The following is a 22934-nucleotide window of genomic DNA, read 5'->3' as shown; positions in this document are numbered from 1 at the left end:
GCCTGCGGCAGATGCTTGGCCGGCGTGGGCATGGTTTACACCGCGCCTGCCGTGGCTTTATCACTGGCGCCGATGCTGGCGCCAGTGCTGGCAACAGTGCTGGTAACGTGGTCCGCAACAGCGCCGGCGACTTCGTCCGCAACCGTGCTGACAAACTCGTCCCCAACCGTGCCGGCAAATTCGCTGGCAACAGCGCCCGCACCCGGCGTGGGATTGCCAAGGTGCTTGCGATACCAAGGCACAGCCGCCTTGAGGCCGGCATCGATGCGGTAAGCCGGCGCATACCCGAGTTCACGCATGGCCTTGCTCACATCCGCCCGCGAATGGCGCACATCGCCGGCGCGAAACGCGGTGTGACACGGTTCCATGATTGCCGTTACACCCTGCGTGGTGAGAATAGTTTTTAGAGAGGCGAACAACTCGTTCAGCGTCGTTGCCTCGTTCACGGCCACGTTGTAGACCGCACTGCCTGCCTCGACCGGCGCCATCGCCGCCAGCAGATTCGCTTGCACTGCATTCTCGACATAGCAAAAGTCGCGGCTCGTGTTGCCGTCGCCATGGATCTGCACCTGGCGACCTGCCATCATCGCTGCGATCCATGTCGGGATCACGGCAGCATAGGCGCCGTTTGGATCTTGGCGCTTGCCGAACACGTTGAAATAACGCAGCCCCACGGTGCGCAGTCCATAGCAACGGAAAAATACGTCCGCATACAGCTCATTGACGTACTTCGTCAGCGCATAGGGTGACAGCGGCTTGCCGATGCGCTCTTCTACCTTGGGCAGATCGGGGTGGTCGCCATAGGTCGAGCTGGACGCCGCATACACGAACGACGTCACCTGCGCATCGCGCGCCGCCACCAGCATGTGAAGAAAGCCGTTGATATTGGCGTCGTTGGTAGCGAGCGGGTCCGCAATCGAGCGTGGCACCGAACCCAGCGCGGCCTGGTGCAGCACCTTGTCGACGTTGGCGACGGCCAGCCGGCACATGTGCGGATCGCGGATATCTCCATGCAGGAACGTGAAGCGCTGCCATTGGCTGGCGGTGACAAGACTGCGCACTTCATCCAGGTTGCGCTGAAAGCCGGTCGACAGATTGTCCAGGCCAACGACGGTCTGGTCGAGCTTTAACAGCGTTTCAAGCAGATTGGAACCGATGAAGCCCGCGCAGCCGGTGATCAGCCACCGCTGGGGATGCGCGCGCAGCGCCTTCTGGATATCGTCGAAGTTGGACATGGACCGGTTCCTGTCAGGGGTGGCAAATGGGATGGATGTGCTGGGTGTGGGCGAGACCGCATCGGTCAGACCGCCCTGCTTCTGGGCTGGGGCCGCAGACCGAGAATGACGGCGAGGCGGCGGCAGCGCCCCCAATGGCCTCGCACGAGGCGCATGTAGACCGCCACGTAGATCACCATCTGCGCCAGGACCAGCGCCACCGCAGCGGGCACGGTATCGCCGAGCAGCACGGCGGCAATCGTCGCGGCGCTGAGCCAGGCGGTGACGAAGCAGGCCACGCCCGCATTGCGGCGCCATGTGTAGCGGACGACGCGGATCTTGTTGCAGGCAACGCGGCGGTAAAACAGCGAGTGCAGATGCAGGCGGTCCGGCGCACCGACCAGGGCGCTGTACAGGAACTTTCGGCGATACATGCTGAACAGGACCTCGATGACCGGGTACGCGTAGATGGCGAGAATCTGCCACGCGTTGATGCCGGGATTGCGCACAATCGTCAGCACTGCCACTTCTGCCGCCCAGAAGCCGATGAAATACGCGCCACCGTCGCCCATGAACAGGCGGCCGGTCGGGTAATTGAGCAACAGGAAGCCGATGGTGGCACCTATCCCGGCAAGGGCCAGCAGGGTGACGATGGGATCCCCGGCCTGCCATGCCAGAAACCCAGCGCCGGCAAGAATGACGACGATCGTGCCACCGGCGACGCCGTTGAAACCGTCGACGATATTGATGGCATTGGAGACACCGGCCACTGCAAACGCGGTCACGGCAAACGACACGGGAAGCCAGTGCAGGACGCCGTCGAGCGCCCAGATATCCAGGCGCGGCAGATGCGCTTCCACCAGCCAGGCGGCGAGCACGGCGCTGGTCAGGATGGCGCACAGCCGGAGACGGACCGACACTTGTTTGGTCAGGTCTTCGACGATGCCGGCCAAAAAAGCTGGCAGTGCTGCCAGCAACAGCAGCAAAATAAGCGCGTTTGTTTCGGTTTGCAGCGCTAGCGGATAGCCCACCAGAGCACCATACGCCGGGACGGCCAGTACGCCCGCCACCATGGCCACGCCACCAGTGCGTGACACCATGTTCTTGTGAACTTTCTGGACACCATTGACATCGATATCAAATGAAAACCTGCCATGCCAACGCTCGGTGAGGATATTGAGCATGCAAATGAACAAGCTGACCAGTAATGCCAATAAAAACGTTTCAAGAAGCGGGAGCATTACTTCAGGCGGCAACACGGATTCAACATCATTAAAATTTTTTATCGCCATTACGCCCTCCGTTTTGATCTGAAAAACGTTCGCCAGGCACATGCACGGCTCAGAATGACGATGTTATCGATACGCACGATATTCGTTCAGGCCGTCTTTAAACTGGTGTTTACTTTAGCAAATTGGCGAGTAAAAAAACGTTGAAAATATCGATGCATTGGCCGTTTTACCTCCGTCATCAGATGCATTTTTATGATTGGTTTCTTTAGTGATCAATCCATTAGAAAATATCGAACGACATACGTCCACGATGGCGGGCTGGGGTAGGACGCAGGAGTAGAAACGTGCACGCCGGGATGCCGTGGGCGCGGCGACAGCGCGGTTCAGACGGCGCAAGCATTTGCAGGCCAGCTCACTACCGCACGGTCGTCGTCGGTGCCCCGCCCCTTGCGGCGTCGACTGACCCTTCACCGTGTCCTGGAGCCGCTGGCGCCTCACGTCTGGCGGCGTTGACGGCGCCCTCGCCTTGCTCAGCAATGGGCGGCGCAGCGTCCCGCGGGCCAATATTGCCGTCGTCCAGCGGCGCCTGCGTACCGATCGCGAGCCGCCGCACGGCCCAGGCCGCCCCGCCCCGGTGCTTGCGCCGCACGAGTGCATTTTTCAATACCGAGGCGCCGACACCGCCTGCCAGGCCCAGCAGACAAGCCAGTACGAGCATGACCGGCAAGCCGAGCGTGACCGACTGCAACGGTATCTGGGCCCGGTCGACAACGCGCACGTTGACGTGATTGGACAGCATCAATGCATCGAGCTTGTGGCGTGTATTGAGCAGCTCAAAACTCATCTGGCTGTGCGCCAGCTTGTCACGATTAACCGCCAGTATTTCTTGCTGGGCTGCGCCAAAGCCCTTGCGCCTGGCCTCGATATCGGCCAGGTCACCTCGGATCGAGGCAATGTGCCGCGTCACGACCAGCATATCGGGATGCCGATCCCCAACGCGGCCCGACAACGCGATTTTCTGCTGCTCCTTCGCCGTGAGTTCGGCCTGCAGCACCAGCGATTGCTGGGCCAGGATACGTGCGTCCTCGCTCAGGTCGGACGCACCGTGCTGTTGCAGGAGTTCGTCAAGCCTGGCATCGAGTTCATGAATGCGGCGTTGCGCTTGCGCGACTTGCTGGTCGTAGAACACCAGCTGGTTCTTCACCTCGTCGTTTTTTTGGGTAGTCTGCTGCTGGATATACTGGTCGCCGATTTCATTGAGGATCCGGCTGACCAGCTCGGGCCTGGCGCCCTGCAGCGACACGCCGATCACATTCGACAGCCGTCCCTTTTCGGCGATCGCCAATGACCGTTGCAGCCTGTCCACCGCCTGCCCCTGGCGACTTCGATACAGTGTGAACGCCGCGCCCGGTCTGGCGTGAATTTGGGCGACCAGGATGTCCAGCGGTCCAGCAAGCAACCTGGCGCGCAGCCGCTGGCCAACCTTGCCGTGCAGCCGGATGCCCGCCTCTTGCTGGCTGAGCGTATAGCTATCCGGGCCGCTGACGACCAGATGGAAGGGCTGGTCCAGCAGCGCATCAGGCACATTGAAGGTGTCCACCCGCACCTGCTCGTTTCCCCATACATAGCCGCCGACGCCGAACAGGCCGGGCTCCGACAATCCTGGATTGCTGCGCGCGATGAAGGCGCCCACGACGGGAAACAGGGTCGGCTCGACGGCGATATCGAGGTGCAGGGCATTCACGACCCGCGCCAGGATCGAACGCGAACGCAGGATCTCGATTTCGGTAATGGCCGGGGTTTCTGTCTGCACGTCGGCCGATGGGGGCGCGTTGCGCGTGATCTGGATCAGGATGTTCGATTCATAGACCGGCTTCACACTGAGTGCAACGGCAATGGCGAAGATCGCGATCGCGCACCCCACGGCTGCGATCAGCCAGCCGTTGCGCAGCACGTGCCGGACCCTGAGCAGCGCCGAGGACTCCGTGCCCTCTCTGCTGCGCCGCGACAGCGGCGTGGCCATTGGCTGCAGAGCGCGTTTCATGCCTGGCCCGCATCTGCCTGGCGGCAGCGCGCGCTGCAAGCATGCAGCGCATCGGCAAATTGCCTGGCCACCGACCCCGCCGCCACCGACTGTGCGCACATCAGGTACAAGCGTGAGCCGTGATGGCGCGCGCCCGCCAGCGGCAAGGCGCGCAGGTGCCGGGCGTCGAGCGCCTGTTGTACCTGGAACCTGGGCAACCACGCATAGCCCACGCCCTGCCGCAGGATACCGATGGCCCGCTCAGGATTGCACACACGCCAGGAACCGGGATGAGGCAGCACCGCCTCGCCCATGCCGGCGCCGCCACCCTGTTGCGCCGGGGCGATGACGATTTGAGAATGCGTGTTGAGCTCATCATGCGTGATGTCGCGCTTGCCCAAAAACAGCGGATGGGCGGGATGCGCCACGGCGATATGCTCGACCTCGAACAGAAAACTGGCGGCAAAGCCCGGCACCGGCTGCGCGCCGATGACGATGTCGGCCTCGCCCGCATGCAGCACGCGCCGCGCGCCGTCGGGCGTGACTTCGCTGACGCTCAGGCGCAGATCGTGCAGCGACGGCGAGCACTGCCGCACGGCCTGGATTAGCAGGTCGGATGGAAAGCCGGGGTCCATCGCCACGCGGATGTCCGGACCGCAGCCATGGCGCAGCGTGTCGGCCAGCACCTCGAGCGCGTTGGCCTGCCTGACCAATTCGCGCGACCTTTCCAGTAAACATTGGCCAGCGGCGGTGATCTGCGCTTTGCGCCCTTTCAGTTCCAGTAGCGCGACGCCCAGTTGCTCTTGCAGCTTGGCAACGGCATGGCTGACGGTCGACTGGGTCACGTGCAATTGATCGGCGGCGCCATCGAAACCATCGAACTCAATTACCGCGTGAAACATGTTCCATTGCTTGAGACTGATACGCGGTGTCCTGGTTTTACAAGACTGAACAGCGCCAGATGGCGATCTGGCGTCATGATCGATGACATGCGCGATATCCGGCAGAATATCCAATGGTTCAAACAGATTCATGGCGTATCCCACTTACATTATCCGTGCAGATATTTAATTGAGAAAATCTTCAAAACATCCCGCGCGTATGCGCAATACCATTGGATGATATGCAGGACCTCCCGATTGGATTCTGCGTGCCGTCAATGCATCGGAATAGCGAAAAAATTCAGGCTAACTGAATCCGACAGCAGGCATTGCACCTGCCGAATATACAAAAAGAAATTCCCTATTAAATATAGTATTTAAACTATTTTAATAGGGAATCAGTATTACCAGCAGCGACCGACGACAGCCCCCTGCCATCGGTGAACCGCCATCAAGCGCCAGCCAGCACCGACAGATCCACCACGGCCAGGCCGCCCAGATCCTGCTCGGTATTGCCGGCGAACGCCGCGCGGCTCGACGTGCCGTTCTTCAGATACTTCTGCACGACCGCCTTGACCTGCGCCTGCGTACAGCCGAGCACACCCTGACGGAAACGCTCGCGCGTGGCCATGTCGGTGCCGCGCCGGTACATGCGCCAGCCCAGGCGCACCGCATCCCACGGGGCTTCCGGCTTGTCGAGCTTCTTGATGACGCCGATGATGGCTTCTTCAACCTGCTCGTCGCTGTAGTCGGACGCCAGGATGGTGTCGACTGCCGCGTCGAAATCGCGGTAGGTGGCCGCCAGGCGCGGGTCGCGGAACGAGGCCATCGAGAACACCCCCGAATCACCTGCATACGAGGCGCTGCCGCCATACGCGCCACCCGCTTCGCGCAGCGCCGTGTGCAGCACCTGGTTGGTGAACAGCTCGGCAGCCACGCTCAGGGCGCCGGCGTCATCGTCGTGCGACATCGGCACTGCCCAAGCGATATTGCAGTGATTGACCTGGCCTGCAGCGTGCAGCGCGACATTCGCCGGGGCTTGTGGCGCGGCTTCTGCAGCCTCGCCAGGCGCCGCAGCTGCACCCGTGGTGGCGCCGGACGTTGGCCACGCCGCCGCCAGCAGGCGCGCCAAGTCATGGCCATCGTCGCCACTACCGGCGCACAGGATGCTCGGGCGCTGCGCCACGATGGCAGCGTGGATGCGCGCCAGTTCGGCCGCGACCTGCGCCACGCCTTCCGGCGTTGCGGCCAGGGTTTTCAGGCGCGCGTTGAATGCCAGCGCCGTCGGTCCGGCAATGGCGTCCTGGAAGCGCCGCACCTGCGCCAGCGGCGCGCTCACGGCCATGGACGCATAGTGGCTGCCGGCCTGCGCCAGGTCGTCCAGCGTGTTTTCCACCTTGCGCTCGAGCAGATAACGCAGGCGCACGGCCTCGTCGAAACGTGGTCGGGCCATGTAGGCGTCAAGCACCGCGACGATGTTGGCATGCTCCTCGCGCAGGGCGTTGGCCGATACCGTCAGGTCAATGCGCAGCGCGCCGTCCGGCATCTGGAACGGCTGCAGGTCGAAGCCAAATGACGGCACCATGCGCTGGCGCCAGGCGCCGGCATCGGCGTAGTCCTGTCCCTCCAGGCCGAGATCGTCGCGCAGCTGCGTGTACAGCGCCAGCCATGGCCAGTCGGCGGCCGGGATGGCCGACACGTCATACACGATGCTGGCCGACGAAATGCCGTTCGAACCGATGCTGAACGCGTGGATGTCGTCGGCGGTCGGTGCAAACGCGGGCAAGGCGCGCGGCTGCGTGCTCACGTCGCCGGGCCGGATGCGCGGCAGCACCTGCGAATCGAACGCTGTTTTCTGGTGCGCTTCGAGGGCCACGGTATCGGCCGCGATGCGCGCGCGGTCGGCGTCGGTCAACTGGGCCGAGGCCTGCGCCAGGCGCGCGCTTTCCACGGCGTCACGGTCAGAAAAATAGGCGGCGTCCGGCACGATGGTCGAGACCAGGCGGCCAGGCGACGTCAACAGGTTACGCACGAGCGATTTGAAGTAGGCGGGATCGGCGATATCGCTTTCCATCGCCTGCAGGATCGCATCGCTGTCGAAGGCCGTGACGACGTCGCCGTCGCGCATCGCGACCGGCAGCGCGATCAAGAGGCGCTCGAGCACATTCGGCATGCTGCCACTGCGGGTGTTGCGCTGCTGGTATTTCAGGTCGCGCAGCGCCGCCTGCAGCGTGGCATGCTCCACGCCCTGCTCGGCCACCTGCTCCAGCGTGGCCCAGATCAGCGCTTCGGCCATGGGTGCCTGGGCTTCGGTGAGGCCTTCCATGCCGACATGGAACAGCATCTGGCGGGCGCTGTCGTCATGGCCATTGAAGCCCGACGGCCGGCCGTAACCCGCCGTCTCCATCGCCTTCATCAACGGTGCGGCGGCGTCGCCCAGCAGGCCGGCCGACAGCAGGCTCGCTTCAAACGCCACTTTCGGGATCGCCGACTCGCCCATCAGCCACGTCATTTGCAGCCCGAATTCGTTGTCGCGGCCCTGCTGCGACGGAATGCGCACGGTATTGCGCTGTGGCGCCGCGAAGGCGCTGGCCAACTGCGGCACGCGCCGTGCCGATGCATCGATCTGACGTGCCAGCACGCGCTCGGCAATGCGGGCCTGGACCGCGGCAGCAGGCAATGGCCCGGCCGTCATGAAGACCGCCTGCGACGGATGGTAATGGCTGGCGTGGAAGTCCTTGAGCATCTGGTGCGTGAGCTCGGGAATGGCCAGCGGATCGCCGCCCGAATCGACCTCGTAGGTGGTGCCGGTCAGGATCGTCGAGGTCAGGCCCTTGTACAGCGCGTGGCCCGGGTCGGCGAACGCACCCTTCATTTCATTGAAGACCACGCCCTGGTAACCCAGCACGCCATCGGTGAGCGTGTAGCGCCAGCCCTCTTGCAGGAAGTTCAGGTAGTCGAGCTTCGGGAAGAAGGCGGCGTCGAGGTACACGTCGAGCAGGTTGTAGAAATCGTTTTCGTCGGTGCTGACGAACGGATACACGGTGCGGTCGGCATAGGTGAACGCATTCATGAAGGTCGCGGTGGAGCGGCGCAGCATGGCAAAGAACGGATCGCGCACCGGATAGCGCTGCGAGCCGCACAGCGCCAGGTGTTCGAGGATGTGCGCGCGGCCATCGCTGGCGTCGGGCACGGTGGGGAAGCCCACCAGGAACGCCATGTCGGCGCCGCTGGTGGTCAGGTGGATGTGGCGCGCGCCGGACGCCGGCGCGACATACTCTTCCATCGTGGCCTGGAGTGCAGGAATGGCGTGACTGCGGAGGTGCTCGAAATGACTCATGTACGGTTCTTTCAGAATATGGCAATGGTCGTGGTGGGCCATGAAGACGTTCGACGACGGCATGACGACCACAATGCCCTGAAATTCTACCCCGTGCCGGGCACACGCGTCGGCGCCGCCCAAACCAGGGTGACAGACTAATCAATATACAAAAATATATTTTGTTTTTCGATATAGTGTGATTCAATGGAGTCTGACGAAAGCGATACCATGAACCATTCAGAACCATTGAACCTGCTTGAAATGCAAGCCGCCGCCGTGCGCGCCTGCGCGTTGCTGAAGACGCTGGCCAACCCGGACCGGCTACTGCTGCTGTGCCAGCTGACCCAGGCCGAATACTGCGTCAGCGAGCTGGCAGCGGCGTCGGGCATTGCCCAGCCCACCCTCTCGCAACAACTGGGCGTGCTGCGCGAAGAGCGCCTGGTCACGACCCGGCGCGACGGCAAGCAGATCTATTACAGCCTGGCCAGCGACGCGGCCAGCGCCGTGCTGCAGGTCCTGTACCAGCAGTTCTGTGCACAACCGGGAGGCAGCGATGACCGTAAACTGGACTGACTTCACACCCTGGACCGCGCTGGGCGGCGGCCTGCTGATCGGCCTGGCGGCCGCCATGTTCGTGCTGTTCAATGGCCGCATTGCCGGCATCAGCGGCATCCTCGGCGGACTGCTGCGGCCGGCCCGGGGCGAGCGTGGCTGGCGCATCGCGTTTCTGCTCGGCCTGGTCGCCGCGCCACTCGTGTACATGCTGGCCGCCCCGTTGCCCGCCATGCGCATCGATGCCGGCATGGGCACGCTGATCGCCGCCGGCCTGCTGGTCGGCATCGGCACCCGCTACGGCGCCGGCTGCACCAGCGGCCATGGCGTATGCGGCCTGGCACGCGGTTCGGCCCGTTCGCTGGCGGCGACGCTGGCGTTCATGGGCGCGGGCTTCGCGACCGTGTTCATCGTGCGCCATCTACTGGCTTGAGGAGAACAGCATGCGCATCCTGATGGCATTGATTACCGGTCTCGTGTTTGGCATCGGCCTGATCGTATCCGGCATGACGAACCCGGCCAAAGTGCTTGGTTTTCTCGACCTGGCCGGCCGCTGGGACCCGTCGCTGGCGCTGGTCATGGCCGGCGCGATCCTGGTGGCATTGCCCGCGTTCCGCGTCGCTGCCAGGCGCCGGCAATCGCTGCTGGGCGAGCCCATGCACCTGCCGACCGCCACCCGGATCGACCGCCGGCTGGTGCTGGGCAGCCTCGCCTTCGGCGCCGGCTGGGGGCTGGCCGGTTTCTGTCCCGGTCCGGCGCTGGCTTCGCTCGCGACGGGCGCAGTACAGCCGCTCATTTTCTGCGCCGCCATGCTGGCTGGCATGGGCATCTTTGAACTCATCGAACGGCGCAGGTCCTGATCCACCGCTCACCGGAGGTACCATGATTTTCAAGCAACTTTTCGAACCGCTGTCGAGCACCTATACCTATCTGCTGGGTGATCCGCAGACCGGCCAGGCCATCCTGATCGACCCGGTAATCGTGAGTATGGAGCGCGACCTTGGCGTCCTGCACGATCTGGGGCTGACACTGGCCTTCACGCTCGACACCCATATTCATGCCGACCACATCACCGCAGCGCTGGCATTGCGCAACGCCACCGGCAGCAAGATCGCCGCGCCCGCGTTCGACAACCTGCCCTGCGCCGATGTGGCGATCGAGGAAGGCCGCCCGTTCGAGGTCGGCGGCATATCCCTGCTGCCGCTGCATACGCCCGGCCATACCGATGGCCATTTTTCCTATCTGCTGGGCGAACGGGTCTTTACCGGCGATGCCCTGCTGATCGACGGCTGCGGTCGCACCGATTTCCAGAACGGGGATGCCGATGCGCTGTATCGCAGCGTGACTGAAAAACTGTTCGCGCTGCCGGATGAGACGCCGGTCTATCCCGCCCACGATTACCAGCAGCGCCATGTTTCCTCAATTGCCCAGGAAAAACAGCGCAACCTGCGACTCGGCGCCGGCAAGACGCTGCAGGAGTTTCGCTCGATCATGGCCGAGCTCGCCCTGCCCTACCCGACCTTCATCGACTATGCCGTGCCGGGCAACCGGGCGTGCGGCGTGTGTCCGGCGGATCTGCCCGAACGCCTCGCTCACTATTGCCGGCAAATGGGCGTCAGTCTCCAGGGCTGAAGTCTGCGCTGCAATCGTGCTGGTGGCAGCATCGGTCCCATTCGTCTTATCATATGTCTCGCTACGGCCGCCCACGCAAGCCGGCCGGCACACTCCCCGTCAACCTAAAGGAATTCCATGTCCGAAACACTCACCGTCACCACCGCCGAACGCGGCTTCGATTGCTACGTGGCCCGTCCCGACGTCGTCGGCACCTACCCGGTCATCATCGTGCTGCAGGAAATCTTTGGCGTGAACGCCGGCATACGCAGCATCGCCGACAACTACGCTGCCAAGGGCTATATCGCCGTTGCTCCCGACCTGTTCTGGCGCGAAGAGCCGGGCGTGGATTTGTCGGAAGCAAATGAAGCCGACGTTGCACGCGCGTTCGCACTGTACAAGAGCTACGATTTCGACCATGGCGTGCAGGACATTGCCGCAACCATCAGCGCAGCGCGCACGATGGAAGGCAGCACCGGCAAGGTCGGCGTCACCGGCTACTGCCTGGGCGGCCTGATGACCTACCTGAGCGCGGCGCGCACCGATGGCGATGCGTTCGCGGCCTACTACGGCGGCGGCACCGACAACTACCTGTCCGAAGCAAAGAACATCGGCGCGCCGTTCCTGTACCACCTGGCCGGCGCCGATGAATACATCGGCCCTGAGGCGCAGGAGAAGATCAAGGCAGCGTTCGCCGACAGCACCGACGCCGAGATCCATGTCTACCCGGGTTGCGACCACGCGTTTGCCCGGCCGGGCGGCGGTCACTACGACCATGACGCGGCCACGCTGGCCAACAGCCGCACCGACGAGTTCTTCGCACGCACGCTGCGCTGATCCGGCGCCTGGCGCCATGATCGTCTGCCGGATCAGGCACTAAATGAAAAACCGGGAACTGCTGACAACAGCTTTTCTCACAATCTTCTTTACACGTGGCACGACCAACTGAGGAAGAAAAGCTGGGGTCAGGTCTGACATTTGGACACGGCCTCAGCCTTGCACGAGTCGCGTCCACAGTCCGGGCTTAGATTAGACACTTTGCCCTATCTCCATTTCTCAGGCGACGGCGTTTGAACGAGCCGAGCCTATCAACCTGATGCAGAGTTGTTTGTTCAACGACATGATTTCTCACCACCTGAGACCATGCAGTTCGAATATTTGACGGAATGCGCCATTCGCACAAAAGACATCTCGGCCGACGAGGTCATTGAGCACGCGCGGGGCATCTGGAGAAATCAGGACTCTCACCTGTGCAGCCGTCGGTTTGGTATAGATATTTGTGGACGCCGCCAGCCATTTTTGCAGCTCGCGGATCAGATGCGCCTTGTGCAGTGAATCGATCTGGCTATTTGCCATGTTGAGGATGGTTGTAAGCCACGTCCAGGGCTCTTGTCGTGCCAGTGAAAGAGCAAGTGTGTGGTCAGATTTTTCTTCTGCCAGGGCCACCGCTTCGTCCAGAGGGATGTACGCGCCGAAGTCTTCGATTAACACAAGAGCCAGTTGCCGAACCCTGGCAAATTGGCTGGCCAGCACAAATCGCAAGATGTCGTCACGTGCATCGGGCGCCAGACGGGCCCATGACATGACAGCAGCAACCTGCGTCCGGGCGTGCGGCATGACGGTGAACCGTTTGATGATCGCCACATGGTCGCGCGTGCCGCAGGCAGCCAGTGAGGCCAGGCAAATACGCGTTTTGCGCATCGTCAGAACGTCATGCGCAAGGCGGTCGGCATAAAACTGCGCAACCGGATAGCCTCTTTCTTTCAAGTGCCACATCGCTACTTCGCGCACCGAACTTTGCGGATCCAATAAGGCCTGCTCGGCTAAAGCGTCGGCCTGTTCGCCACCAGAATTCAAGGACTCGCGCAGGGCGGCCGTGCGAACCGCGCCGAAGGGACTTGCCAACCCGATGTTTGCCAGGGTTCTCAGCTCGTTTACTTTCAGTCCCGCTACCAAACGCCAAGCCGCAAGCGACGTGACGAAGTCGGCCCCATTCTCGAGCACGCGCTGCGCCAGCTGGCCTGCGTCGAGCAGGGAATGTGTGCTGACAATATTGAAGCACGAGCGCGCCACTTCGCCAGTCCCCGTTACGGCCTCGACAACCAGGGCATCGGCGCCCACGACATCGACAACGATGGCGTAGTACTGTTCAATCCAGACGACATGATTCTCGCGCTTTGCGAGTCGCAACCGATCAATGACAGGCAGCGTTTTCAGGATTGCGGCTGGCGGGAGAACCGGCACCAGCGCCAGGAGCGCCGTACGCGCCGCTTGACGCACTTGTGGAACCCAGTCGTTCAATCGCTCCAGGATCGCCTCAAGCAGCGCCGGCGAGCGAAGCTCGGCCGCACGAACCAGCACGTCCTCCCGAATGAATCCGTGATAGTCACGCGATAAATCAACCAATTGAGGAATGGATGCTGTTTTCAACTCATTACGCATCCCTGCTACCGTTGGCGGACGCGAACCGAAAAGGAAGCGTAATAGTTTGCTCATATTGCTCGCGTAGAATTTGGGACGTTGAATTTTTACGAGGTCAGGCCGGTAGATTTTACGTCGTCCGCGCGTTACGTTGCTCTCCCCAACCAATCGTGACGCAGCGGTAGAGTACCTTACAGGTAACACAAACGAGCTTATTTTACGATCAAGTCCTCCTTCCGCCACCGTCACCACAAGCGCGCGTCAAGAGCCCCCATGCGTGCGGCATGCCCATAAAATTCATGCTGTAATGACAGCGCGTGCCAGTCAGCACGCGCGCCCAGCGTCCATTGCCACTCCACGGAGTCAACATGCTCGAATCGGTCGGCACACCTACTCTTTATCTTTCCTTCACCGCGTTCGTCGTCGTCATGCTGGCCATCGATTTCTTTGGCCTGAAAACGTCGGGCGATCACAAGGTCAGCACGAAAGAAGCAGCCATCTGGTCGCTGATCTGGATCTCGGTGGCACTGGCCTTTGGCGCCTGGTTCTACTGGTATCTCGAAGGCATTGCCGGCCCGGCCGTGGCCAAGGCGAAGTCCCTTGAATACCTCACCGGCTACCTGATCGAAAAATCGCTGGCGGTCGACAACGTGTTCGTCTGGATCACCCTCTTCAGCTTCTTCGGCGTGCCGCCCCAATACCAGAAGCGCGTGCTGTTGTATGGGGTGCTGGGCGCCATCGTGCTGCGCGCGATCCTGATTTATCTCGGCGCGCTCCTGCTGGCCCAGTTCCACTGGATCCTCTACATCTTCGGGCTATTCCTGCTCTACACCGGTATCCAGATGCTGATCTCGGCCGACAGCGAACCCGACCTGGCCGACAACAAGGTGCTGAAATGGCTGCGTGGCCACATGCGGATCACCGACGAATACCATGGCGAAAAGTTCTTCATCATGCGCGACGGCCTGCGCTTTGCCACGCCGATGTTCGTGGTGCTGATCATGGTCGAGATCACGGACGTGATCTTCGCGGTCGATTCGATTCCGGCGATCTTCGCCGTCACGAGCGACCCGTTCATCGTGTTCACGTCGAACGTGTTCGCCATTCTCGGCCTGCGCGCGATGTACTTCCTGCTGGCCGACATGGCGGACCGCTTCCACCTGCTCAAATATGGCCTGGCGGGGATCCTGATCTTCATCGGCATCAAGATGCTGCTGCTCGATATCTACAAGATCCCGACCGGCATCGCGCTGGGGGTAGTCGGGGTGATTCTGGCAGGGTCGGTGGTGGCCAGCCTGCTCACCTCCAAACCCGTCCCAAAAACGCCGCCGGGCTGATCACGCGGCGGCGGCAGCGGCGAAGCGCACCTCGTGCAGCAGCGACTTGATCTCGGGGATGCACGAGCCGCAGTTGCCGCCCGCCTTCAGGCAGGCCGTCACCTGACCGGGCGTCTGCAAGTCCCCGGCCCGGATTGCGGCGCAGATCGTGTTGCGGCCAACGCCGAAACACGAGCAGACCGTCGGCCCGGGATCGGGCCCGGCTTGCACGGCGCGGCCGGCCAGCAGCGTGGCCCGCTCGCGCGGCCCCAGTTCGGGTGCGGCGAACAGTCCACCCAGCCATGCGCGCGCCGGCAGATCGGGAGCGCGCGCCACGAACAGGCAGGCTTCCAGGCAACCATCGACCAGCAGCGCGGCGCGCAGCATGCCTGCCGACTGATCCTGATACTCGATCCAGTCGGCATCTTCGCCTGCACCCAGCAGCGCGCGCGCCATATCGGGCGTAACCGGTGCACGCCCGGCCAGCTCATAGCGAATGAAACCGCTGCCGCGCACCCGCGTCCAGTGCGCGACCGCCTCAAGGCTCAGATCGTGCCGGCTCATGATGAAGCCATACCAGGCCACGCCGAACGGCTCGATCCGCACCGGGGTGTGCTTGAATTCGGGCTCGCCCGAGACCGGGTCGACGGCCGGATTGACCAGCGCCCCCACCCGCGCATCGGACGCGGTCTGCCCGTTCCAGTGAATCGGCACGAAAGCGGCGCCGCGCGCGATACCGCCGCCGTGCGCCACGCGCGCGACCATCGCGCCCCAGCGTGAGCTGATGCGGGCCAGCTCGCCCTCGCGCACACCGGCCAGCAACGCATCGTGCGGGTGCAGGTCGACGAAGGGCTCGGCCGCGTGGCCGGCCAGGCGCGGCGACTTGCCGGTGCGCGTCATCGTGTGCCACTGGTCGCGCAGGCGGCCCGTGTTGAGCACCAGCGGAAATTCACTCGAAGGCACATTGGCCGGCGCACGCACGCCTGTCGCGATGAAGCGCGCCTTGCCGTCCGGGTACGAAAAGCCGCCGCTGCCAAACAGGCGCGCGGTGCCCTCCCCCGCTGGGTTCAGCGGCCACTGCACCGGTTGCAGTTCGTCATACGCGGCGCGGCGCATGCCCACCAGCGGATCGAGCCGGAAGGCACGGCGGTGGCCATCGTCGTCATTCTTCCAGGCCGACAGGCGCGCGTGTTCGTCGAAGATCGCATGCGCGCTGTCGAACCCGAACCCGGCGTAGCCCATGCGCTGCGCGACCTCGCACAGCGCGCGCCAGTCGGCCCTCGCCTCGCCCGGGACCGGCAAAAAGGCGCGCTGGCGCGAGATGCAGCGTTCGGAATTGGTGACCGTGCCATCCTTCTCGCCCCAGGCCAGCGCCGGCAGCGCCACATGCGCGTACGGCGCCAGGTCGGTGCTGGCCATGACGTCCGACACCACCACCAGCTCGCAGGCCGCCAGGGCGCGCCGTACCTGGTCGGCGTCCGGCATGCTCACGATCGGATTGGTCGCCATGATCCACACTGCTTTCACGCTGCCCGCTTCGATCGCGCGGAACAGGTCCACGGCCTTGAGGCCCGGCTTGTCGGCGATGCGCGGCGCATCCCAGAACGTGCGCACCGCATCGCGGTGCCCGGCGTTGTCGAGGTCCAGGTGGGCCGCCAGCATATTGGCCAGGCCGCCCACTTCGCGCCCGCCCATCGCATTGGGCTGGCCGGTCAGCGAGAACGGCCCCATGCCGGGGCGGCCGATGCGGCCGGTGGCCAGGTGGCAGTTGATGATCGCGTTGACCTTGTCGGTGCCGCTGCTGGACTGGTTCACGCCCATCGAGAATGCGGTGACGACTTTATCGGTGCGGGCAAACAGGTCGTAGAACGCGTGCAGATCGTTCGGATCGAGGCCGCAGACACGCGCCACGTCGTCGCCTGCGTTGGCGACATCGAGCGCCGCATCCAGGCCGGTCGTGTGCGCTGCGACGTAGTCTGCATCGAACGCATCGCCGCGCGCCAGGTGCGCCAGCAGACCGTTGAACAGCGCCACATCGCTGCCGGGCTTCAGGGCCAGGTGCAGGTCCGCCAGCTCGCAGGTGGCCGTGCGGCGCGGGTCGAGCACGACGATCTGCATGGCGGGCCGCGCTTCCTTGGCGCGCACGATGCGCTGGAACAGCGTCGGATGGCACCAGGCCGCGTTCGAGCCGACCAGCACGATCAGGTCGGCCAATTCAAAATCCTCGTAGCAGCCCGGCACCACGTCTTCGCCGAAGGCGCGCTTGTGGCCGGCCACGGCGGACGACATGCACAGGCGCGAGTTGGTGTCGATGTTGGCGCTGCCGACGTAGCCCTTCATGAACTTGTTGGCGACATAGTAATCCTCGGTCAGGATCTGGCCCGACACGTACAGCGCCACCGCGTCCGGCCCGTGCTCGGCGATGATGCGCGCGAAACCGTCTGCCACGGTATCCAGCGCCTCGTCCCAGCTGGCGCGCGCCAGCACCCCGTTCTGCCGCACGGCCGGATGCAGCAGGCGGCCGTCCAGATCGAGCGTTTCGCCCAGCGCCGACCCTTTCACGCACAGGCGGCCGCGGTTGGCGGCGTGCTCAGGGTCACCTTCGATCGTCGCGCCGCCACCGGGCAGCGCGGTCGCCTTCACGCCGCAGCCGACGCCGCAATAAGGACAGGTGGTACGCACAGCGTGGATCGGAATGCTCATGGGTGCTCTTTCTAGGCGGCCTGCGCGTCGCACAACGCAGGGCCGAACAACAGGCGGTCGCGCAGCGCCGAGATGTCGACACCGCGCCCGATCAGGTCGAAATACCAGGGGCCGTCGGCCACGTCGCCATACAGCACGGCGCCCGTCAGGCGATTGCCGTCTAGGACCAGGCGCTTGTACATGCCGGAGCGGCGGTCGCGCAGCACCAGGTCTTGCGTGCCCGGCCCGCCGACGATGTCGCCGGCCGAGTACAGATCGATCCCGGTGACCTTGAGTTTGGTGGCCACGGCCTGCTGCACGTAGCGGCGGTGCCCGAAGCCGGCCAGGTGCGCCGCGCAGACGCGCGCCTGTTCCCAGATCGGCGCGACCAGGCCGAAGGTGGCGCGGCGGTGCTGGACGCATTCGCCCACCGCGTACACGCGCGGGTCGTAGCTTTGCAGCGTGTCGTCGACGACGATCGCGCGCTCGACATGCAGGCCGGCGGCGCGCGCCAGCGCCACGTTGGGCCGCACACCGGCGGCCATCACCACCAGATCGGCCGGCAGCGTGACGCCATCGGACAGGCGCACCGATGCGACCTTGCCATCACCCAGAATGGCCTCGGTCTGCACGCCCAGCAGGATGCGCAAACCGCGCCGCTCGAGCGCGCCCTTGAGCAGCAGCGACGCGTCGCCATCGAGCTGCTGGTTCAGCAGGCTGCCGGTCAGGTGCACGACCGTGACGTCCATCCCGCGCCGCAGCAAACCATTGGCCGCTTCCAGTCCGAGCAGGCCGCCGCCGATCACCACCGCGTGCCGGCCGTCGCGCGCCGCCTGCAGCATCGTGTCGACATCATCCAGGTCGCGAAAGCCCACCACGCCCGGCAGGTCCGCGCCCGGTACCGGCACGATGAACGGCTGCGAACCGGTGGCCAGCAGCAGGCGGTCATATGCCACTTCCACACCCGATTGCGAACGCACGATGCGGCGACGGCGGTCGATGGCCACGACCGGGTCGCCCGTGTGCAGCGTGATGCCATGCTCGGCGTACCACGCGCGCGGATGCAGCACGATGTCGTCCTGCGTCTTGTCGCCCGCCAGCACCGGCGAGAGCATGATGCGGTTGTAGTTCACGTGCGGCTCGGCGCCGAACACGGTGATGTCGTACATGCCAGGGGCCAGCGCGAGCAGTTCCTCGACCGTGCGCATCCCGGCCATGCCGTTGCCGACCACCACCAGCGCGGGCCTGTGCGTCGTATTCATGCGGCGACCCAGACGACGGCGCCATCGATCCGGGCCGGGTAGCTCGCCACCGACTGCGCCGGCGCTTCCAGGCACTCGCCGCTGGCCAGGTCGAAGTGCTGCTTGTAGATGGGCGAGGCCACGACGATGCGCTCGCCGATGCTGCCCACCAGCCCGCGCGAGAGCACGGCGGCCTGCGAATTGGGATCGTAGTTATCGATGGCGTACACGCGCGGCTCAAGGTCGCCGATGCGGAACACGGCCACCTGGCGGCCGTTGAGCAGCGCGCACACGCCGGTATCGGGGACGATCTCGTCGAGCCGGCACACAGCCGTCCAGTTGGCAAGTTGGGTGTCACGATGCATGGTCATTCTCCTCAAGCCACAGCGATGGGAATCGTGCGGCGGCGTTCGTCGAACGTGGCCGGGCGCACCTGGCCGCGCTCGGGCACGAACACCACGTTGCTGTCCGGTTCCGCGCTGTTGACGAAGTGGCGGAAGCGGCTGCGCACGGCCGGATTGGTGATGGCTTCCTTCCATTCGCACGCGTAGGTGTCGACCACGTGCTGCATCTGCGCTTCGAGTTCGTCGCCGATGCCCAGGCTGTCCTCGACTACCACCTGGCGCAGGTACTCCAGGCCTCCTTCGAGGTTTTCGCGCCAGGTCGACGTGCGCTGCAGGCGTTCGGCCGTGCGTACGTAGAACATCAGGAAGCGGTCGGTCAGGCGCACGACCTCGGCCTCGGTCAGGTTCGATGCGATCAGCTCCGCGTGGCGCGGCTTCATGCCGCCGTTGCCGCACACGTACAGGTTCCAGCCCTTGTCGGTGGCGATCAGGCCCACGTCCTTGCCCTGCGCCTCGGCGCATTCGCGGGTGCAGCCCGACACGCCAAACTTGATCTTGTGCGGTGCGCGCAAACCCTTGTAGCGGTTTTCCAGTTCGATGGCAAAGCCCACGCTGTCGCCCACGCCATAGCGGCACCAGGTCGAGCCGACGCACGATTTCACCGTGCGCAGCGACTTGCCGTAGGCGTGGCCCGACTCGAAGCCGGCGTCGATCAGCTCTTCCCAGATCGCCGGCAGCTGGTCCACGCGCGCGCCGAACAGGTCGACCCGCTGTCCGCCCGTGATCTTGGTGTACAGGCCGTACTTCTTGGCGACCATGCCCACCGCGATCAGGCCGTCGGCCGTCACTTCGCCGCCCGCCATGCGCGGTATGACCGAGTAGGTGCCGTCCTTCTGGATGTTGCCGAGGAAGTAGTCGTTCGAATCCTGCAGGCTGGCGTGCTTCGGTTTGAGCACGAAATCGTTCCACACCGAGGCCAGGATATTCGCGGCGGTCGGCTTGCAGACGTCGCAGCCAAGGCCCTTGCCGTGGCGCGCCAGCAGTTCGCCGAACTCCTTGATGCCTTCCACGCGCACCAGGTGGTACAGCTCCTGGCGCGAGTACGCGAAGTGTTCGCACAGGTGGTTGTTGACGGCCACGCCCAGCTTTTTCAGTTCGGCGTTCAGCACCTGCGTCACCAGCGGCACGCAGCCACCGCAGGCCGTACCGGCCGTCGTGCAGCTTTTCAGCGCGCCGATCGTGGTGGCGCCGCCGGCCACCGCCTCGCACAGCGCGCCCTTCGAGATGTCGTTGCACGAGCAGACCTGCGCCGTGGCTGGCAGCTTGTCCACGCCCAGCGCAGGCCGCACCGTGTTGCCGCTCTCCGGCAGGATCAGGTATTCGGGCGCTTCGGGCAGCTCGATCTTGTTGAGCATTGTCTGCAGCAGCGCGCCGTACGATGCGGCGTCGCCCACCAGCACGCCGCCGAGCAGGTACTTGCCACAGCTCGAGACAACGATCTTGCGGTAGGTCTGGCGCCGCTCATCCAGGAACTGGTAGCTGCGGCTGCCCGGCGTGGTGCCATGCGCGTCGCCCAGGCTGGCCACGTCCACGCCCATCAGCTTGAGCTTGGTGCTCATGTCGGCACCAAGGAAGCCGCATTCGGCGCCCAGCACATGGCGCGCGGCGGTGCGCGCCATGTCGTAGCCCGGCGCTACCAGGCCAAACAGCTGGCCGCTCCACAGCGCGCATTCGCCGATCGCGTAGACGTGCGGGTCGGACGTCAGGCACTGGCCGTCGATGACGATGCCGCCGCGCGCGCCCAGCTCAAGGCCGGCCTGGCGCGCCAGTTCGTCGCGCGGGCGGATGCCGGCCGAGAACACGATCATGTCGGTGTCCAGACTCGTGCCGTCGGCGAACTGCATGCGGTGGGTCGTCTCATCGCCATCGACGATGGCCAGCGTGTTCTTGCCGGTGTGGACGCCGACACCCAGTTCTTCGATGCGGGTGCGCAGCACGCGCGCGCCCGCATCGTCGACCTGCACCGCCATCAGGCGCGGCGCAAATTCGACGACGTGCGCCTGCAGGCCCAGGTCGCGCAGCGCTTTGGCGCACTCCAGGCCCAGCAGCCCGCCGCCGATGACGACGCCGATGCGCTGGCGCGTCCCGTCGCCGCGGGAGGCGCATTCCTTCATCTTCTCGAGGTCTTCGATCGTGCGGTACACGAAGCAGTCCTTGCGCTCGGCCCCCGGCACCGGCGGCACGAACGGGTACGAGCCGGTGGCCAGCACCAGGCGATCGTAGGAGACAGTGCTGCCGTCGCCCAGCAGCACCGATTGCGCAGCGCGGTCGATGGCGACCACCTTCGCGTTCAGGCGCAGCACGACGCGCTCGGCCAGCTCGGCGCGTTCGAAGTAGCCCGGCGCGACCAGCGACAGGTCATCCGCGCTCTTCCCGGCAAAGAATTCCGACAGGTGCACGCGGTCGTAGGCCGGGCGCGGCTCTTCGCCCAGCACCGTGACCCGCAGCGGTGTCGCCGGGTCCTGCATGCTGCTGGCAGCGAGCGTTTCGAGGAATTTGTGGCCCACCATTCCGTGGCCGATGACGACGATATGCATGACGTTCTCCTTTATGCTGCAACGGTTGCGGACGGGACGCGGGACGTACTGCCGAAGCGCGCGCCAAGCACGCACAGGCTGGCCACCAGCACCAGGCCGCTCAGGATCGTGAGCGTGCTCTGGATGTCACCCGTGCCTTTCATCAGGAAGCCCGCGGCGACGGCGCCGACATTGCCACCGGCGCCAACGATGCCGGCCACACCGCCCAGCGCCTTGGGCGCCACGAAGGGCACCAGCGCGTAGGTCGCGCCGCAGGCCATGTGCGTGAACAGGCCGAATACCAGCATCGCGACCACGGCGAACACGACGCCGTCGGCCTGCGCGAACCACAACAGGCCGAGCGCTTCGCCGATCATCAGCACGAACAACATGGTCACGCGGCGATTGACGTCACCGCCCCTGGCAGCGCGGTCCGACAGCCAGCCGCCCAGCGCGCGGGCGAACAGCGCCAGGAGGCCGAAACTGCCAGCGGCCATGCCGGCCTGGCCCAGGGTCAGGTCGAAGTGATCGACGTAGTACACGGCGGCGATGTTGTGGATGAAGATCTCGATGCCGAAGCAGGCGCCGTAGGTGACGAACAGCAGCCAGGCGCGGTGGTTGCGGCAGCCTTCGGTGAAACTGGCCCAGCCGCCCTTGCCGGCGCTGGCCGGCAGGTCGCCGGTCTTGCGCAGGTCGTCGTAATTACCGGCCGGGCAATCCTGCGTGTAGCGCCAGTAAACAAAGGCCATGACGATCATCATGACGCCCGGGACCACCAGCGCCACGCGCCAGCTCATCGACTGGCTCACGCCCAGCATCACGACGGCCGTGAGCAGCAGCGGCATCAGCGCCTGCGCTGCGCCGCCGCCGGCATTGCCCCAACCGGCCGCAGCCGCGTTGGCGGTGCCGACCACCTTCGGCGAGAACATCACCGACGTGTGGTACTGGGTGATGACGAAGCTGGCGCCGACCGCGCCGATACCCAGGCGCGCCAGCAGGAAGGTTTCGTAGCTCTGCGCCATGGCCACGCCCAGCACGGGAATCGCGCCAATCAGCAGCAGGCCCGTATAGGTCTTGCGCGGGCCGTAGCGGTCGCACAGAGGCCCGACCAGCAGGCGGACAAAAATTGTGATCGCCACTGCCGCGATATTGATGTTGGCGATCTGCTCCATCGAGAGGCCGAACTCGCCTTTGATGACGGGCATCAGCGGCGCGCAGGCGAACCACGCAAAGAAGCAAATGAAGAAGGCCACCCAGGTCAGGTGGAAGGCGCGCATTGGCGCGCCCTGGAACGAGAAGAGGTTGATGTTGTCTGCTTTGCCGGTCATGATTTTCGTCCTTGGAAAACAAAAAGGCGTCCGCGCTGCTGCCTGGGGCAGAAGCTGCGGACGCCGTTGTCCTGGTGCCGGCCCGTCGTTGGGCTGGCGTTATATGAAGGAGATCGTCATTGATCCTGTGCTCTGTATCAGCAAGAGGCGTGCCAAGCGCAGTTCAGGGCATGGCCGGCAACCGGCGCCCG

16 protein-coding genes and 1 pseudogene are annotated in these 22934 nt (G+C 64.4%); 6 read left to right on the top strand and 11 right to left on the bottom strand.

Annotation, left to right across the window (positions count from 1 at the left end; genetic code table 11):
* Positions 1-218: 218 nt before the first annotated feature.
* The 5 genes and pseudogenes from AC56LW_RS07680 to AC56LW_RS07660 all read right to left on the bottom strand — a co-directional run.
* Positions 219-1235: pseudogene (locus AC56LW_RS07680) on the bottom strand (SDR family oxidoreductase); the annotation flags it as partial.
* A 65-nt stretch (positions 1236-1300) separates the two neighbouring features.
* Positions 1301-2506 carry an MraY family glycosyltransferase gene (locus tag AC56LW_RS07675; RefSeq protein ID WP_499633267.1) on the bottom strand — a complete coding sequence of 402 codons (1206 nt, stop codon included), beginning with the start codon at positions 2504-2506 and terminating at the stop codon, positions 1301-1303.
* Positions 2507-2861: 355 nt separating this feature from the next.
* Positions 2862-4490 (bottom strand): Wzz/FepE/Etk N-terminal domain-containing protein, encoded by a 1629-nt coding sequence (locus tag AC56LW_RS07670; RefSeq protein ID WP_499633265.1) that lies wholly within the window; start codon positions 4488-4490, stop codon positions 2862-2864.
* Positions 4487-5503: a LysR family transcriptional regulator gene (locus AC56LW_RS07665; protein ID WP_499633263.1), complete on the bottom strand. Its 1017-nt coding sequence runs from the start codon at positions 5501-5503 to the stop codon at positions 4487-4489. Before AC56LW_RS07665 ends, AC56LW_RS07670 begins: the two co-directional genes overlap by 4 nt.
* A gap of 298 nt (positions 5504-5801) precedes the next feature.
* On the bottom strand, positions 5802-8690 hold the full coding sequence (locus tag AC56LW_RS07660) for an insulinase family protein (RefSeq protein WP_499633262.1): 2889 nt from the start codon (positions 8688-8690) through the stop codon (positions 5802-5804).
* 210 nt (positions 8691-8900) lie between these two features.
* On the opposite strand from AC56LW_RS07660, the gene AC56LW_RS07655 reads away from it, so the two are divergent.
* The 5 genes from AC56LW_RS07655 to AC56LW_RS07635 all read left to right on the top strand — a co-directional run bounded on the left by AC56LW_RS07655 (position 8901) and on the right by AC56LW_RS07635 (position 11672).
* On the top strand, positions 8901-9245 hold the full coding sequence (locus AC56LW_RS07655; protein ID WP_332530198.1) for an ArsR/SmtB family transcription factor: 345 nt from the start codon (positions 8901-8903) through the stop codon (positions 9243-9245).
* Positions 9226-9657 (top strand): YeeE/YedE family protein, encoded by a 432-nt coding sequence (locus tag AC56LW_RS07650; RefSeq protein ID WP_499633260.1) that lies wholly within the window; start codon positions 9226-9228, stop codon positions 9655-9657. The genes AC56LW_RS07655 and AC56LW_RS07650 overlap by 20 nt, the downstream gene beginning before the upstream one ends.
* A 10-nt stretch (positions 9658-9667) precedes the next feature.
* The gene (locus AC56LW_RS07645) at positions 9668-10084 is read left to right on the top strand and encodes a YeeE/YedE family protein (RefSeq protein WP_499633258.1); all 417 of its coding nucleotides are present in this window, start codon (positions 9668-9670) and stop codon (positions 10082-10084) included.
* A 22-nt stretch (positions 10085-10106) separates the two neighbouring features.
* Positions 10107-10856, top strand: a complete 750-nt coding sequence (locus AC56LW_RS07640; protein WP_499633256.1) for an MBL fold metallo-hydrolase — start codon at positions 10107-10109, stop codon at positions 10854-10856.
* 117 nt (positions 10857-10973) lie between these two features.
* On the top strand, positions 10974-11672 hold the full coding sequence (locus AC56LW_RS07635) for a dienelactone hydrolase family protein (protein ID WP_332530194.1): 699 nt from the start codon (positions 10974-10976) through the stop codon (positions 11670-11672).
* A gap of 291 nt (positions 11673-11963) precedes the next feature.
* Here the strand turns inward: AC56LW_RS07635 and AC56LW_RS07630 are convergent, their stop codons facing one another.
* Positions 11964-13331 (bottom strand): hypothetical protein, encoded by a 1368-nt coding sequence (locus AC56LW_RS07630; protein WP_499633254.1) that lies wholly within the window; start codon positions 13329-13331, stop codon positions 11964-11966.
* Positions 13332-13624: 293 nt separating this feature from the next.
* Between AC56LW_RS07630 and AC56LW_RS07625 the strand changes: the two genes are divergently transcribed.
* Positions 13625-14593 (top strand): TerC family protein, encoded by a 969-nt coding sequence (locus AC56LW_RS07625; protein WP_499633252.1) that lies wholly within the window; start codon positions 13625-13627, stop codon positions 14591-14593.
* Here the strand turns inward: AC56LW_RS07625 and AC56LW_RS07620 are convergent, their stop codons facing one another.
* From AC56LW_RS07620 to AC56LW_RS07600, 5 genes are read right to left on the bottom strand one after another with little or no spacing between them, the layout of a single operon-like run.
* Positions 14594-17275, bottom strand: coding sequence for a molybdopterin-dependent oxidoreductase (locus tag AC56LW_RS07620; protein WP_499633250.1), 2682 nt, complete (start codon positions 17273-17275; stop codon positions 14594-14596).
* 11 nt (positions 17276-17286) lie between these two features.
* On the bottom strand, positions 17287-18516 hold the full coding sequence (locus tag AC56LW_RS07615; RefSeq protein ID WP_332530190.1) for an NAD(P)/FAD-dependent oxidoreductase: 1230 nt from the start codon (positions 18514-18516) through the stop codon (positions 17287-17289).
* Positions 18513-18860, bottom strand: a complete 348-nt coding sequence (gene nirD / locus AC56LW_RS07610) for a nitrite reductase small subunit NirD (protein ID WP_499633248.1) — start codon at positions 18858-18860, stop codon at positions 18513-18515. Before nirD ends, AC56LW_RS07615 begins: the two co-directional genes overlap by 4 nt.
* 11 nt (positions 18861-18871) lie before the next feature.
* On the bottom strand, positions 18872-21436 hold the full coding sequence (nirB, locus tag AC56LW_RS07605; protein ID WP_499633246.1) for a nitrite reductase large subunit NirB: 2565 nt from the start codon (positions 21434-21436) through the stop codon (positions 18872-18874).
* 11 nt (positions 21437-21447) lie between these two features.
* Positions 21448-22743: an MFS transporter gene (locus AC56LW_RS07600; protein WP_499633244.1), complete on the bottom strand. Its 1296-nt coding sequence runs from the start codon at positions 22741-22743 to the stop codon at positions 21448-21450.
* Positions 22744-22934 lie beyond the last annotated feature (191 nt).

Source organism: Telluria sp. LT2P80 (assembly GCF_059685955.1).
This window is presented reverse-complemented; position numbering and strand designations above follow the sequence as displayed.